A 15,134-nucleotide genomic window follows, 5' to 3' on the forward strand; every position below is an offset into this window, starting at 1 on the left:
GCCGGCATACTGGTCCCCATGAGTTCACCGATTCGTGTTGTCGGCGCCGTCTTCACAGACGGCAATCGTTTCCTGGCCTGTCGAAAGGCTCCTGGAAAGTCCCTCGCCGGCATGTGGGAGTTTCCGGGCGGCAAGGTTGAGTCGGGCGAAACCCCGGAGCAGGCGCTGGCGCGTGAGATCAAGGAAGAGCTTTCCGTAACCGCAACCGTTGGCGACAAGGTCACCTCGACCTTGTACGAGTATGACTTCGCCACCATTGAGCTAACTACATTCCTGTGCCGCATCGAGTCCGGTGAACTAACCCTTAGTGATCACGACGAGACGCGTTGGGTGACCTCACCTGAGGCACGGGAACTCGACTGGGCTCCCGCAGACATTCCCACCGTCAAACTCATTTCTTCGCGCCTATGAGCTCCGAATCCATCCTGCCCTTCGGCATCTACGAAACCCCGGTCACCGCTCGTATTCAGGAGCGGATCGAGGAGACCAAACGGGCTCGCCCCACGGCTGCTACTGGCATCGCTCACGAGTCCACGAAGGACGTCAATCCGCGCTTCGCCGCGGCAGTGTCTCAGCATTTCGCCAAAGCACTTGAACAAAAACTCACCGAGATGACGAAGGCGGAAGACCGCGTTGCCCTCATCAATGCGCTAGCACAACATCTTGGTGCGGATGAGTCTATCGCCGCAGAACAGCTGCTCTACGCCATCTATCGATCAGAGCTCGAGGAGGCCCCGGAGCTTCCGGAAGTCTCGCTCAACACCAGTGCCTTGTTCACCAACAGCGTGGACGACACCAATATGTCGGTTGAGATCGCCCGTGAGATTAGAACGGCGGACTCCGTCGATCTGCTGTGCGCTTTCATCAAGAGCTCGGGCATTGCGATCATCAGCGATGAACTGGAATACCTCAGGGATCACCAGATTCCGTTGCGAGTCATTACGTCCACTTACTGCGGGGCGACCGAAGCAGCCGCAGTGCGCCGACTCGTGGAAGATTACGGTGCTGAAGTCCGCATTTGCTACGAACACAAGAGCACACGTTTGCATGCCAAGGCCTGGCTCTTCCGGCGAAAGTCCGGGTTCGACACCGCCTTCATCGGCAGCTCAAACCTTTCGCGCTCAGCGCTTGTTGACGGCTGGGAGTGGAACGTCCGAGGTTCTCGTTCCTCCACGCCGGAGATCATTGAGAAGTTCATCAAAACCTTCGACAGCTATTGGTACGATGCCCACTTCAAAGCATTTGATCCCGAGAAGGACTACGAGCGCCTCAAGGACGCGCTAGGCAGCGCCAAATTCCTCGAATCAAAGCCCGGCGAAAAGCTCGAGCTATCAGGCCTTCGCGTCGAGCCCTATCCTTATCAGGAGGAGATGCTCGAAGCTTTAGACTCCGAGCGCGAAGTTCACGGTCGTCACCGCAACCTCCTCATTGCCGCCACCGGTACAGGCAAGACGGTCGTGGCTGCACTTGACTACCGCCGCCTATGCGAGAAACTGGGGCGAAGGCCACGACTACTTTTCATTGCCCACCGGCGTGAGATTCTCACCCAGGCCCAGCGGACGTACCGCGAGGTTCTTCGCACTGCCAGCTTTGGCGAGCTCCTCCTAAGCGGTGATCAGCCCGCCCAGTGGGACCATGTCTTCGCGAGCATCCAGTCGCTGCATGGCAAGCGCCTGGCCCAGATTGCGCCGGACCATTTTGAAGTCGTCGTCATTGATGAGTTCCACCACGCCGAAGCCGCAACGTATCGCGCTGTTCTGGACTACCTGCAGCCGCGTGAGCTCCTTGGCCTCACGGCTACACCGGAGCGCGGTGACGGTGAGAACGTCCAGAAGTATTTCGATTATCGCGTAGCCCATGAGCTTCGCCTCTGGGATGCGTTGCGCCTCCAGCTCCTCGCACCGTTGCACTACTACGGAGTCGACGATGCTACTGACCTGACGAGCCTAACCTGGAACCGTGGAAAGAAGGACTATCAAGCTTCGGAGCTGAGCGAGTTTTATATCAAGGCCGGAGAAAAGCGCACCAGGTTCATCATCAATGAGCTCAACCGTCGCATTTTCGATCTCTCCGAGATGAAAGCCCTTGGCTTCTGTGTGACCATCGCCCACGCCGAATACATGGCGGAGCAATTCAACCTTTTCGGTATCCCTGCCCTAGCGGTCAGCAGCAAGCTCAACATTGATGAGCGTCGTCGCGCCATCGAGCAGCTTCGCGAAGGCACGATCAAGATCATCTTCGCGGTCGATATTTTCAACGAAGGCATCGACATCCCAGCGGTCAACACGCTGTTGCTTCTGCGCCCGACGCAAAGCCCGGTGCTCTTCGTCCAACAGCTTGGCCGAGGTCTGCGCCTCAACGAAGGAAAGAACGCCTGTACCGTCTTTGATTTCTTAGGTCTCCAGCACGAGGAATTCGATTTCGAAGAGCGCTTCAAGGTGCTTACCGCCGCTCGCGGAAAGAACCTCGCCAAGGAGGTAGAGCAAGGATTCCCTACTGCCCCGCCTGGCTCTAGCATCACCTTGGACCGCGTGACGACCGAGCGCGTTCTAAAGAACATCAAACGCTTGGCCCGGAACACCGTTAAGAAGATACGAGCACTCATTACTGACTACGGCTCGACCGACCTCGCAAGCTTCATAAATAGCTCTGGCGTCCCCGTGGAAGACATCTACCGTCGCAAGGGCATTACGTGGACCACGCTGCTTCGCGACGAGAACCTGCTGCCCTTCGGCCCTGCGAGCGAGCACGAAGAGTTTCTACTCAGCCGAATCCGGGTGCTGCTACACATCAACGATCTCAACCGCGTAGCGGCCTACAGTCTCCTGGTTTCTCCGGATGGGCCATATGAGAACGATATGACTCCCGAGCAAGTCCGGTACGCCACCATGCTTGTGCTGGCTCTGTGGGCGAACTCAAATACGGCAATCCCAGAGACCATTGACCAGGCCCTGGGCATCATCCGCGCCTGCCCTGCCTTCGTCGCCGAAGTAACTCAGGTTATGCGGCTCACACTCGACCGCTCCCGAGTCATCCCAGAGAAATCGACGAATAGTGTCTTGGAAACACACGCGGATTACAGCCTCGCCGAACTCGTCGGCGCTTTGGACGACGGCTCTCTGCGCAAGCTCGCCAACCTCCCACGCGAAGGGGTACGCCGCTTCGATGCCTCTAACACTGATCTTTTCCTGGTTACTTTCCAAAAGGATGAGAACGTTAGTGCTTCGACAAACTACCGCGATTACCCGCTAGCACCGGATCGTTTGCACTGGGAATCCCAATCCACCACATCACTTAAGTCCGCGATGGCCCGCCGCTACATCCACCACCATGAGCTCAACGGCAACATCATCATCGCAACCCGTTTTAATAAGAAGAACAAGGTGGATACGGCTTCGGCATATACCTTCCTAGGAAACGTCGATTACGTCACGCACAGCGGTGAGAAGCCGATCCAGTTCGAATGGAGCCTCCGCCGTGACATGCCCAAGCAGCTTTATGCAGCCGGGCGCACTGTGGCTTAAACCTCACATTGAGTTAAACCAGGAAGTTGACGCCGTAACCACCATAAATTAATCTTTTCTTAGCAGATTAAGAAGTAATTAATCTCTGTTGCCTTGGTGCAGAAAAATGGAGGTCGGTTATGGGAGCCGCGAGCGAGCGTAGCCAAAAGCGCTGGAACCGCCCAGATACCGGTTCCGAAACTTCCGTGTATGGGTTTACGCGTTTTAGGGAACGCAGCTTCAAGACTGGCACCACCCCACGCTGGGCTGCATGCAGCAAGAAAGCGCGCCACACGAGCTAAGTAGCATTAGTCCCGCCCCGAAACTCCGTCAGCACAACTCCGCTAGCAATTCGCAGTCGGACTATTCTGCTCTCTATCGCCGCGGGTGGTAGCGGCGGCGCAACCCACGCAGAATGATCTTCCGCTCACCCAAGGTGTCGCGGCCGAATGCCCACGCAACAATGCCGGCCGCAGCCACGAGCGCGCAGAACCCGAAAGCGGTCTCAAATCCGTACCTATCCGCCAGCAGCCCGATGAAAATCGGGCCTAAAATCTGCCCGAAGTCACCCGCCATCTGGAACGTCGACAGCACCTGTCCGCCCGAGCGCTGCGAGCCGACGATGTCCGCCACGGCTGCTTGCTGCGACGGAGCGATGAGGCCCGATGCCGCGCCGGACAGGGCGGAGAGGATGAGGAGGGATACGATGTTCGTCGCCAAGCCCAGCGTGCCAACGAACAATGCGGAACCCACCAGTCCTGCAATGATGAGCGGGCGACGTCCGACCCGGTCAGACCATGATCCGGAGAACTGCAGGACAATGGCGTTGCCGGCGGCGAAGGCCGCCAGAGCGACGCCCGACGTCGAGGCGCCGTTGGCAAAAATGGCGGCTGCGAACAGAGGGAGGACAGCCACGCGCACGCCCATGTTGATCCAGCCTTGGGCAAAATTCGACGTCAGTACCGCCCGGTAGGCGGTATCCTCCCAGGCTTCCGCCAAGTGCATCGGACGGAGTTGGCGCCGGCGCTCATCGGCGCGATTGACCGACGGCATGAGGATCCACACAACCAGCGCGGCGATGGCCACACCGGTGCCGTAAATAAAGAAGGGCCACCGGAACCCCAGGAAGGAAAGGCTCGCACCCACGAGCGGACCAATCACGTTGCCGAGAAGGAAGGATGTGGCGTAGGTGGCCGAACAGCGCCCGCGGATGCTGGGCGGTGCCAGGCGCACGATGAGGCCCATTGCTGCGACAGTAAACATCGTCGAACCAATGCCGGCGATAGCCCGCAAGGCGACGATCTGCCAGTATTCCTGCGCCATCCCCACCAAGCCGGTGGTGAGCGCCACGGTGAACAAACCTGTCACGTACACGCGGCGCGTGCCCACGCGGTCAATGAGGAAGCCGGCAGCCGGGGCGAAGACTAGGCGGCTAGCGGAAAAGACGGAGACAACGAGGCCGGCTGCGGCCATCGAGACGTCGAAGCTAACGATGAACTGTGGAAGCAGCGGCGCAATGAGCCCGTACCCCAAGGCGATGATGAACCCGGCGGTGACCATGACCCAAAATTCCCGCGGGATCTTAACCTGCGGAGCTGCAGTACTTTTCATATCGCCATTCACTGTATCCCACCCCGTCAAATCGTCGAACGCTACATCGAACATATGTTCCCTTAAAGGTTCGGTGATGTCCGCGTGGATTTCTAGTGTGTGGGCCATGAAGAACTACAGCAGCATTCACACTTCCGTTCAGTCCCCGTCCGCTCTCAGCACCGGTGAACTCACCGCGGATATCCTCTACCACCACCACGAAACGCTTCGCTCCATAGAGAGCATCATCCGCCATCCGCGCTCGCTTGCGCGGCCGACGCCACAGTGGCGCCCACCATCAAAAGTGCTGCCACCGGTAAAGACATATGGCGGTGAAGCACTCCCGCTGACGCTTACCATTTCGCGCCACCGCGTGGGTGAGCGGGCTAAGGCCCGCGTTCTGGGGTATGGCGAAAAGCGCGTGCCCTCCTACCTCGTTACGGTGCGCATTACTGATCCCACTGGCCGCCCCGTCGCCCCCTCACTAGCGGAAGCGTGGGTGCGGGCCCTAGTTCCTGAAGAACTCGTCTCCGCAGTGCATGAGATTTCCAGCAGCAGCGCAGCTACGTTTGTGTGGCTGGTGGATAGCACCTACACACCGGTGCATTCCCCGCTTTCCCTTTTCGAAGGGCTTAGTCAGGCCGCCTAGTACCGGTGGGCCTCATCAGGTCGAGATGCTCAGCCGCTAGAAGTAGCGCTGGATCCGGTCCAGGAAACCTTTGGGCGGTTCCTCATCAAGAGAAAGTGAGAACCTATCCTCCGTCAGCACGCGATCCAATGCTGGGCGCGTCTCCGGGTAGTCATAAAGGCGGAGGATGGGTTTCGGCGCCAAGCGGATTGCAATGCACACCACAAGCGCCGTAAACGTCTTGTCAATGACGTCAGAGCACAGGTTCTGAAGCAGTATGGCGAGGTGTTCATCGTGCAGTATGAGCTCCCACAGCGCTATAAGTTCAGCGGGGCCGCGCTGGCCGTAATCGCTGGGAAGTAACCACGTAGAAACTGCGGACAACAATCCTGCGACAATGCCCAGCCCGGTACCAGCAAGCATCATGGCCAGCGTTCGTTTAAACGCACCACGGCGCGCAAGCCAGCCAAACAAATAGGCCACCACCACGGCTGTTGGCAAATACGCCAAGAGCGACGGGTTATTGATACTAGCCAGGCAAGCGCTCAAAACTGCGGTGCCCATTCCCAAGACAGGGCCGTAAACGATTGCTATGAAAGCCGTGCCCATCATGTCGAGGTACAAGGGGATGTTGATGTTGAAGATCAACGACGACAAGAGGAGGTTTGCCGCCACTGCAAGCAAAGGGTTGAACAGTGCGTGGTTACCCAAGGACCGCCACTGTGCAGCAATGAAGAAAATTGCGCCGAGCAGACTCAGGCACCACACGCCGGTCGAAAGCACGGAGGAAAAGACAAAATCCCGATGGCCATAGTCCGGATTCAACGACAGCACCCAAGACAAAGCCACACACACTAGCGCTGAGCCAACACACAGACGCTGGTACAGCGATGCCTTGTCATTCGGCATTTGTCTTGGTTGCTCCTCTTCAACGCCAGGGAAAAGTACGCTCCTACCCTACCCCGGACGCTTTTAGTCGTCGGCGTCGCCTTCCTCGATGTCGGAGTCATCGTCATCATCGTCGTCGAAAAGAACGTCATCCTCGTCCTCATCATCGGCGCCGAAAATGTCATAGACCTCAGGCTCGTCAATATCGGAATCATCGATGCTGACCAGCTGGGCTTCCCAATCCAAGGCCTGATCGGAGACAAGGCTCAGCACGTCAAAGAGACGGTCAAAATCGGTGTAGGTGCCCAGTTCGAGGGCCTCGGCAGGAACCTCGATGATGGGGGCTAGCCCGCCGTCCACGTCTTCCGCGTCGCCGAAGATGGCAACGCGCTCTTCTTCGCTCAAGTCCTCTGGAGTCTCGATGTCCCAGAGCTTGCTGATTGCCTCATCCTCCAGCTCATCGAGCTCTTCCTCATCAAAGTCGAAGGAGAGGAAACGCACGACCGCGCTCGGAACACCGTCGATGGTCTCCACCAGCACGCGCAGTTCCGAATCGTTGGCTACCTCCGCCACGACGAGGTTCGGGTTGAATTCGTCCTGGACAAACTCCAGCTCAGCGATGCGCTCATCGGTACCTTCTAGCAGGTCACGCAGCACCGTCACCACCTGGTCCGTGGCGATGTGACGGGATACGGCCTCAACCGCATCCTCCACAGAGAACGCCACGGAGACCAAAACAGCCTCGAAGTCTTCGTCATCCTCGTCCACGTCGGCGGCGGCGATGTATACGTTGGCGGCTGGCAGAAGTGGGTCAATTTCCACAAACTGGATTTCCAAATCGGAGGTGATGGGCACGAACATCACATCGTCATTGACGCGGGACTCAATGCCCTCCCCGTCCAGCGCAGAGGCGATATCTTCAAAAAAGCTCATGTGATAAACATCCATCCATGTGGGAGTCTCACCCAGGCTGCTGCCAAGGCCCCACACATCTTACCTGCGTTCGCCGTCAATAGCTGCCGTCCTCAAGCAGGAATCCCAGTTCCTTCAGAATCTCCGGTCGCCCGGTGCCCCACTCCAACATGTCGTAGGCCTCCCACGCTTGGCGACGCCCCTCCATCGGCGCCTCCTCGACGCGCGGCTCCACATCGAAGACCATGGTCGAGCGCTGCGGGGCGCGATATTGCGGCCAGTTCTCTAGAGGTGCGCCGCCCCGAATGAACTCGCCCCACTGCGCCTGCATGGTCTCGGTCACCTCCTCCATCTCGGAGGATTTGGCAATGCTGTTAAGAAAGGAAACGCGTGATGCTCCCGGATCACCAAAGATATTGGAGAGCTCCATCGAGTGCATCGCCCCCAAGCCCAACCAACGCAGTGCTGCCGGGGCGAAGTCGAAGCGGTACATCCACGTCGGATAGCGCCGCGCATGCTCCGAAGCCACGCGGACGGTGGGGGCCCAGAAGAGGGCGTCGGTAAGCAAGTCCCCGAAATCGCGGCGCGACACCGCACCACCGTATGCCGCGACGACATCCGGTGCGCTTTCCGGATCGAAGGAAGCTAGCAGGCGCAGCGCTGCGCGCTCACGCGCACTCTGACGCTGGTAAAGGAACTTGCCAAAACTAGCTTCACCGGAGTTGGTTCCTACAAGCAAGGGCACGGGGTGCTGGTTGCCGGCCTCGAAGGCCTCGATGGGGTGCTGTGGGATGAGGTCGCCGTCGACAGTCGGCGCATAGCAGGAATTTAGATACAGTAACTCCCCCGCGCGCCACATCATAGACTGACCGGAGCGCACCACGTCCGCGAAATCTTCGCGGCGTAAATCATCCGCGGTGGTATCACGCGGCAAGGCCATCTTGTGGACCAGCTCGCGGGCCCAAAAGACTGACTGCGCTCGCGAATGAATCATGCCGATCGGTGGTGATTGAGCAATCGCACGGTGGAACAGGCCCTCGGCGCGCGGAACAGCCATCAACGTCAGGACCGCAGCACCGCCGGCGGATTCCCCCATGAGCGTGACATTGTCTGGGTCCCCGCCGAAGGCCGCGATATTGTCCCGCACCCACTCCAAAGCCAAGACCTGGTCCGCCACCGCCGGGTTAGCGCACGCCTCACCGCCAAGACTGCGGACGTCGAGGTAACCCAAGGCGCCTAAGCGGAAGTTCACCGAAACATAGACCACGCCCATCTGCGCCGCGAATTCGAAACCGCGCAGCATCAACATGTGGGAGGAGCCCACGATGAAGCTGCCACCATGCAAATACACCACGACGGGCAGCTTCTCCCCTTCCTGAGAACCCGACGGTGCATCGGGCCCACCCGCATGGTGTGGGCGGACGACATCGAGGGTCAGGCAGTCCTCCGCGCCTTCAATGCGGTCGGTCCAGGAATAGACCGGCTGCGGGGCAACATGGCCAAACTCGCGGCAATCCCGGATCCCTTCCCAGGCCGGGGCAGGGCGCGGTTCCATGAAACGGTACGCACCCGACGTATCCGCGCCGAAGGGAATCCCGCGCCACGATCGCACGGGCGCGCTCAGTGGACGGTCCGTGCGCAATTCCTCTTCGATGCAGCCGCGTACCCAGCCGCCGCTGGTGAGGACCGTGAGATCGTCGGCAAGCGCAGTGCGTGCTGCCTCGTGGGCGGCGCGGGCACGGGCGCGGAGGGAATCTGCAAGCAAGCGCGCCGCGGCCGCGCTGACCTCACGCGGAGGGGAAGGCTCAAACTCGCTCATGTCTCATACCCTAGTGTGCTAGCTTGCCGACGCGCTCAATAAAGCTTTTTCGATACGGTGGTAAACATACAGTTCAGATTCACAATCAGCATTAGCAAAGAATTAAGGTGAGACAATGCTCGACAAGGTCTTTGACAAAAAGAACAAATCTGTTAGCCGCCGGGATTCATCTAAAGAGGGGGCCAGCACTTCCGAGACCGTAGGCACCTTGGAGGTTGATGAGTCCAACCGCATTACCCAAGGTTTCTTAGGAGCCATCGACAAGATCGTCTCAGTACAATCTTCCGTCATCATCAGCTACGTCGAAGGTCTAAAGAAGCGCAACTCCGACGCCAGCCCGGCTCAGCTCCAAGCACTCATTGACAAGCACTTCATGAACATCATCACCGGCACGGGTGCCGCCGCCGGTGCCTCCGCTGCTATCCCCGGTATCGGCCTCGTCACCGGCGCAGCCACCGTTGGCGCTGAATCCTTGGTCTTCCTCGAAGCAGCCGCGTGGTACATCCTCGCCTCGGCGCACCTGCGCGGTGACGACATCCGCGATAAGGAGCGCCGCCGCGCACTCGTGTTGGTGGTGCTCACCGGCTCCCAGGGTAGCGCCTTGGTCGATACCTTTGTGGGCGATGTGACCTCACTGTCCGGTGTTACCTCCGCGGCCACTCTCTCGCGCTTCTCCGGCCCTACCCTCAGCGGCCTCAACGGCCGCCTGACCAAGCTGTTTATGAAGCAGGCCACCAAGAAGCTGAAGTGGGCGTGGGTGTCTAAACTGCTGCCGATGGGTGTAGGCGCGGTGCTGGGAACAACCGCCAACCGCAAATTGGGCCGCCAAGTAATTGACCATGCCAACACTCAACTCTCCCCCCTGCAGGGGGAGTAAAGGCCGCGAAACGCGCCCAGGATAGTGGCCAAACTTACAGGGCCCGTATCATAAAGGAAGACACTTTTCGGGGTGCCTTTCGCACCCGTGGATTGGCCTACTAGAGTCGAATAAAGACAAACTTAGAAGCACAGAAAGAGGCGAGCATCTGCCGTGAGCAACTCGAGCATCTATGGCCCGAATGCGTGGCTGATTGACGAACAGTTTCAGCAGTACTCAAAGGACCCGGACTCCGTAGACAAGGAGTGGCGCGAGTACTTTGAGGCCAACGGGGCACCGAAGTCGGCCGCACAGTCCAAGGCTGCGGACGCTCCGGCCACCACCCCCGCACAAAAGAAGGGCGCGGCACAGGCTGCAGAGAAGTCCCCTGCCGCACCGGGTGCCAAGGCACCGAGCGACTCTAAGGCTTCTGCCGCGGCCGCTAAGTCCGCAAAGAAGGCGGAGAAGAAGTCCGAGTCCCCGCTGGATCGCATCAAGGATGCACCGGAGCCGGGCTCCCGCGTGCTCAAGGGCATGTTCAAGGCAATCGCCAAGAACATGGACGAGTCCCTGGAGATCCCCACCGCCACCACCGTGCGCGACATCCCGGTCAAGCTCATGTGGGAAAACCGTGCGATGATCAACGATCACCTCAAGCGCACCCGCGGCGGCAAGATCTCCTTCACCCACATCCTGGGCTACGCCATGGTCAAGGCGGTTCAGATCCACCCGGACATGAACGTGCGCTACGAAATCAAGGACGGCAAACCCACCGTGGTCCAGCCGGAGCACGTCAACCTGGGCCTGGCCATCGACCTCCCGCAGAAGGATGGTTCCCGCGCCCTCGTCGTGGCTGCCATCAAGGAGGCAGAGAACAAGACCTTCTCCGAGTTCATCGATGCCTACCAGGACATCGTTGACCGCTCCCGCAAGAACAAGCTGACGATGGATGACTTCTCCGGCGTCACCATCAACCTGACCAACCCGGGCGGCATTGGCACCCGTCACTCCATCGCCCGCCTGACCAAGGGTTCCGGCGCCATCATCGGTGTCGGCTCCATGGACTACCCGGCTGAATTCGCCGGCACCTCCGCAGACCGTCTGGCAGACCTGGGCGTCGGACGCCTGGTTACCCTCACCTCCACCTACGATCACCGCGTTATCCAGGGCGCTGAGTCTGGTGAGTTCCTGCGCACCATCGGCCAGCTCATTCTGGACGACGCCTTCTGGGACGAGCTCTTCGAGTCCATGGGCGTTCCCTACCAGCCCTTCCGCTGGGCTGCCGACGTCCCCAACACGGGCGTCGACAAGAACACGCGCGTCATGCAGTACATCGAGGCCTACCGCTCCCGCGGCCACCTGCTGGCTGACATCAACCCGCTGGGCTGGAAGCAGCCGGGCCTGCCTTGGCCGGATCACCGCGACCTCGACCTGGCTACCCACGGCCTGACCATCTGGGATCTGGACCGCACCTTCAACGTCGGCGGTTTCGGTGGCAAGGAGACCATGACTCTGCGTGAGGTGGTTACCCGCCTGCGCTCCGCTTACACCCTCAAGGTCGGCTCTGAGTACGCCCACATCCTCGACCGCGATGAGCGCGGCTGGCTGCAGGAGCAGATTGAGGCCGGCATGCCGAAGCCGACCAACTCTGAGCAGAAGTACATCCTGCAGAAGGTCAACGCGGCTGAAGCCTTCGAGAACTTCCTGCAGACCAAGTACGTGGGCCAGAAGCGCTTCTCCTTGGAGGGCGCTGAGTCCCTCATCGCCCTGCTGGACTCCATCGTGGACACCGCCGCTGGCCAGGACCTCGACGAGGTCGTCATCGGTATGCCGCACCGCGGCCGCCTCAACGTGCTCTTCAACATCGTGGGCAAGCCGCTGGCAGATATCTTCGGTGAGTTCGACGGCAACTACAAGGGCGGCCAGCTCGGCGGATCGGGTGACGTGAAGTACCACTTGGGTGCTGAGGGCGAGCACCTGCAGATGTTTGGTGACGGCGAAATCAAGGTCACCCTGGCCGCTAACCCGTCTCACCTCGAGGCCGTTGACCCGGTCATGGAAGGTATCGCACGCGCCAAGCAGGACATCCTGGACAAGGGCGCGGAGGGCCACACCGTCGTGCCGATCATGCTCCACGGCGACGCCTCCTTCACCGGCCTGGGCGTGGTCCAGGAGACCATCAACCTGTCCAAGCTGCGCGGCTACACCACCGGCGGTACCGTCCACGTAGTTGTCAACAACCAGGTTGGCTTCACCACCACCCCGGACTCCGGACGTTCCACGCACTACGCCACCGACCTGGCCAAGGGCTTCGACTGCCCGGTCTTCCACGTCAACGGCGACAACCCCGAGGCAGTTGTCTGGGTGGGCAAGCTGGCCACCGAGTACCGTCGTCGCTTCGGCAAGGACGTCTTCATTGACCTCGTCTGCTACCGTCTGCGCGGCCACAACGAGGCCGATGACCCGTCGATGACCCAGCCGCTGCTCTACGACATCATCGATGACCACAAGTCCGTCCGTGAGCGCTACACCGAGGAGCTCATCGGCCGCGGCGACCTCTCCGATGAAGAGGCAGAGGCAGCTGCACGCGACTTCCACGACCAGATGGAATCCGTCTTCACCGAGCACAAGAAGGCGCAAGAGGCTGGCCCGAAGGAGCAGACCGGTATTACCTCCTCCCAGGAACTGACCCGCGGTCTGGATACCTCCATCACTGCCGAGGAACTCGCCGAGATCGGCGATGCCTACGGCACCCCGCCGGAGGACTTCGAGTACCACAAGCGTGTTCGCAAGGTTGCCAAGGACCGCCAGAAGACCTCCCGCGAAGGTGGCATCGACTGGGGCTGGGGCGAGCTCATCGCCTTTGGCTCCCTGGCCAACTCCGGCAAGGTCGTGCGCCTGGCCGGTGAGGATTCCCGCCGCGGTACCTTCACCCAACGCCACGCAGTGGCCTTCGACCCGCACACGGGTAAGGAATACAACCCCGTTGCACACCTGGCTGAGTCCAAGGGCAATGGCGGCAAGTTCATGGTCTACAACTCCGCGCTGACCGAGTACGCCGGCATGGGCTTCGAGTACGGCTACACCGTGGGTAACCCGGATGCTGTCGTGGCCTGGGAGGCACAGTTCGGTGACTTCGCCAACGGTGCTCAGACCATCATCGATGAGTACATCTCCTCCGGTGAGGCCAAGTGGGGGCAGCTGTCCAGCCTGATCCTGCTACTGCCCCACGGCTACGAGGGCCAGGGCCCGGACCACTCCTCCGCCCGCATCGAGCGCTACCTCCAGCTGTGTGCTGAGGGCTCCATGACCGTGGCACAGCCGTCCACCCCGGCTAACCACTTCCACCTGCTGCGCCGTCAGGCTCTCGGCGAGATGAAGCGCCCGCTCGTGGTCTTCACCCCGAAGTCCATGCTGCGCAACAAGGCCGCGACCTCCTCCGTCGAGGACTTCACTGAGATCAAGAAGTTCCAGTCCGTCATCAATGACCCGAACTTCGTTGACATCAACGGCAAGAAGGTCGGCGATACCGACAAGGTCAAGACCATCATGTTGGTCTCCGGCAAGCTCTACTGGGAGCTGGCCAAGAAGAAGGAGGCCGACGGCCGCGACGATATCGCTATCGTCCGCGTGGAGATGCTCCACCCGATTCCGTTCAACCGTCTGCGTGAGGCTTTCGAGGCTTACCCGAATGCAACGCAGATTCGCTTCGTGCAGGACGAGCCGGCCAATCAGGGTCCGTGGCCGTTCTACAACGAGCACCTGCGTGAGCTCATCCCGGATATGCCGGAGATGGTCCGCGTGTCCCGCCGCTCGCAGTCCTCGACTGCTACCGGTAACGCGAAGGTTCACCAGATTGAGCAGAAGAACCTGCTGGAGGAAGCCTTCGACATCTAAAGGTGCTTATGACCTGAAGCGCTGACACACAGCACAGCGCCGAGCAAGGCCCCGGCCACCACGAGCTCACAACGAGCGTGGTGGCCGGGGCTTTTTCTTGACCGCAGGGAACCCAACAGCTGTGCCGCACACGCCTACGTCTCCCCCGCCCACCCTTCGCGCTCACAGGGGGACATCAATCAGCGACCACTAGCGCTCCCGGTGAGCGCGAAGGGTGACGCACACAAGAGTCCTAAGGCCCCGGCGGTTCTCAGCGTTTCGGCCGACAGGACAGCGGGCCCTCAATCTTGCTCAGTTCCGGTCGAGGGGCGCAACACCACGAAAGCTGACAAACCTTGCTCAATGCCAGCATCGAACTTCGAAGGCGTATCTGGACCTCGCAGTGCGATTGCGCAAGAAGAAACGCCCGAGCTTTTGCTCGGGCGTTTGCTCGTGGTTCACTCAACCACTGCCTTGGGGGCTGGCCAAGCCCCCTAAGGAAACCTAGGTCTTAGGAATCCTTGCGGCGGCTAGGACGCAGAATCAACGCTGCACCAGCGATGAGCGCCAAAGCCACACCAACAAGGCCTAGGACGTTGGCACCGGTGTTGGCGAGCTTGCCAGACGAGGTGCTCTTAGCAGAGGCCGGAGTGCTCGAGGTCGTACCAGGCTGGCTGGCCTGGTTCGGCTGAGCATTCTGGTTCTGCGTTGGCGTCGGCTGTGCTTCCGTGTTCGACACCTTCGGCTGCTGCGGCTGCTGCGGTTTCACCGGCTCAACCGGCTTGACCGGCTTCGTCGGCAACTCCGGAATGTGCGGAGGCTTGAAGAAGTGGGCCAGTGCCGGCGGGATAATCACCAGCGGGATGAGCGGCCACAGGCCGCTAAGGTCCGGAATGCTCGAAGTAGAAAAACCAGGCTTTTCAGGTTCTTCGGTCGGGGTTTCCGACGGTTCTTCGGTCGGGGTTTCCGACGGTTCTTCGGTCGGGGTTTCCGTCGGATCCTCCGTCGGATCCTCGGTTGGGTCTTCCGTTGGCTCTACCGTCGGGTCCTCGGTGGGATCAA

General features: G+C 60.2%; 10 protein-coding genes. 5 read left to right on the forward strand and 5 right to left on the reverse strand.

All coding sequences use genetic code 11. The features are described 5' to 3' along the window. Positions 1-18 precede the first annotated feature (18 nt). On the forward strand, positions 19-411 hold the full coding sequence (locus HMPREF2912_RS12120; RefSeq protein ID WP_070524965.1) for a (deoxy)nucleoside triphosphate pyrophosphohydrolase: 393 nt from the start codon (positions 19-21) through the stop codon (positions 409-411). Next, complete coding sequence (locus HMPREF2912_RS12125; RefSeq protein ID WP_070597108.1) at positions 408-3,524, forward strand: DUF3427 domain-containing protein; 3,117 nt, start codon at positions 408-410, stop codon at positions 3,522-3,524. The genes HMPREF2912_RS12120 and HMPREF2912_RS12125 overlap by 4 nt, the downstream gene beginning before the upstream one ends. A 354-nt stretch (positions 3,525-3,878) precedes the next feature. On the opposite strand, the gene HMPREF2912_RS12130 is transcribed toward HMPREF2912_RS12125, so the two are convergent. Continuing rightward, positions 3,879-5,114 carry an MFS transporter gene (locus tag HMPREF2912_RS12130; RefSeq protein WP_070684356.1) on the reverse strand — a complete coding sequence of 412 codons (1,236 nt, stop codon included), beginning with the start codon at positions 5,112-5,114 and terminating at the stop codon, positions 3,879-3,881. Positions 5,115-5,220: 106 nt separating this feature from the next. On the opposite strand from HMPREF2912_RS12130, the gene HMPREF2912_RS12135 reads away from it, so the two are divergent. After that, positions 5,221-5,742, forward strand: a complete 522-nt coding sequence (locus tag HMPREF2912_RS12135) for a hypothetical protein (RefSeq protein ID WP_245168466.1) — start codon at positions 5,221-5,223, stop codon at positions 5,740-5,742. Between the two features lie 36 nt (positions 5,743-5,778). Here HMPREF2912_RS12135 and HMPREF2912_RS12140 read toward each other — a convergent pair whose 3' ends face one another. From HMPREF2912_RS12140 to HMPREF2912_RS12150, 3 genes are all read right to left on the reverse strand, one after another. Then, on the reverse strand, positions 5,779-6,630 hold the full coding sequence (locus HMPREF2912_RS12140) for an ECF transporter S component (protein ID WP_070562927.1): 852 nt from the start codon (positions 6,628-6,630) through the stop codon (positions 5,779-5,781). A gap of 63 nt (positions 6,631-6,693) precedes the next feature. Continuing rightward, positions 6,694-7,542 (reverse strand): DNA primase, encoded by an 849-nt coding sequence (locus HMPREF2912_RS12145; protein WP_070562924.1) that lies wholly within the window; start codon positions 7,540-7,542, stop codon positions 6,694-6,696. A gap of 76 nt (positions 7,543-7,618) precedes the next feature. After that, entirely contained in the window at positions 7,619-9,340 is a 1,722-nt protein-coding gene (locus HMPREF2912_RS12150; RefSeq protein ID WP_070684350.1) for a carboxylesterase/lipase family protein, read from the reverse strand. A 115-nt stretch (positions 9,341-9,455) separates the two neighbouring features. On the opposite strand from HMPREF2912_RS12150, the gene HMPREF2912_RS12155 reads away from it, so the two are divergent. Beyond that, complete coding sequence (locus HMPREF2912_RS12155; RefSeq protein WP_070562918.1) at positions 9,456-10,217, forward strand: hypothetical protein; 762 nt, start codon at positions 9,456-9,458, stop codon at positions 10,215-10,217. A gap of 153 nt (positions 10,218-10,370) precedes the next feature. Beyond that, positions 10,371-14,093 (forward strand): multifunctional oxoglutarate decarboxylase/oxoglutarate dehydrogenase thiamine pyrophosphate-binding subunit/dihydrolipoyllysine-residue succinyltransferase subunit, encoded by a 3,723-nt coding sequence (locus HMPREF2912_RS12160; RefSeq protein ID WP_070562915.1) that lies wholly within the window; start codon positions 10,371-10,373, stop codon positions 14,091-14,093. A 490-nt stretch (positions 14,094-14,583) separates the two neighbouring features. Here HMPREF2912_RS12160 and HMPREF2912_RS12165 read toward each other — a convergent pair. After that, a partial coding sequence (locus HMPREF2912_RS12165) for an LPXTG cell wall anchor domain-containing protein (RefSeq protein WP_148139423.1) occupies positions 14,584-15,134 on the reverse strand: 551 nt, incomplete at its 5' end.

Origin of the sequence: Corynebacterium sp. HMSC056E09, assembly GCF_001813425.1 — a bacterium.
GTDB classification, from domain to species: domain Bacteria; phylum Actinomycetota; class Actinomycetes; order Mycobacteriales; family Mycobacteriaceae; genus Corynebacterium; species Corynebacterium hesseae.

Bases quoted from the DNA above. Each gene is read 5' to 3' on its own strand.
- HMPREF2912_RS12130 (WP_070684356.1), bottom strand. From the start codon at position 5,114: ATGAAAAGTACTGCAGCTCCGCAGGTTAAGATCCCGCGGGAATTTTGG.
- HMPREF2912_RS12125 (WP_070597108.1), top strand. From the start codon at position 408: ATGAGCTCCGAATCCATCCTGCCCTTCGGCATCTACGAAACCCCGGTC.
- HMPREF2912_RS12145 (WP_070562924.1), bottom strand. From the start codon at position 7,542: ATGAGCTTTTTTGAAGATATCGCCTCTGCGCTGGACGGGGAGGGCATT.
- HMPREF2912_RS12150 (WP_070684350.1), bottom strand. From the start codon at position 9,340: ATGAGCGAGTTTGAGCCTTCCCCTCCGCGTGAGGTCAGCGCGGCCGCG.
- HMPREF2912_RS12135 (WP_245168466.1), top strand. From the start codon at position 5,221: ATGAAGAACTACAGCAGCATTCACACTTCCGTTCAGTCCCCGTCCGCT.
- HMPREF2912_RS12120 (WP_070524965.1), top strand. From the start codon at position 19: ATGAGTTCACCGATTCGTGTTGTCGGCGCCGTCTTCACAGACGGCAAT.
- HMPREF2912_RS12140 (WP_070562927.1), bottom strand. From the start codon at position 6,630: ATGCCGAATGACAAGGCATCGCTGTACCAGCGTCTGTGTGTTGGCTCA.
- HMPREF2912_RS12155 (WP_070562918.1), top strand. From the start codon at position 9,456: ATGCTCGACAAGGTCTTTGACAAAAAGAACAAATCTGTTAGCCGCCGG.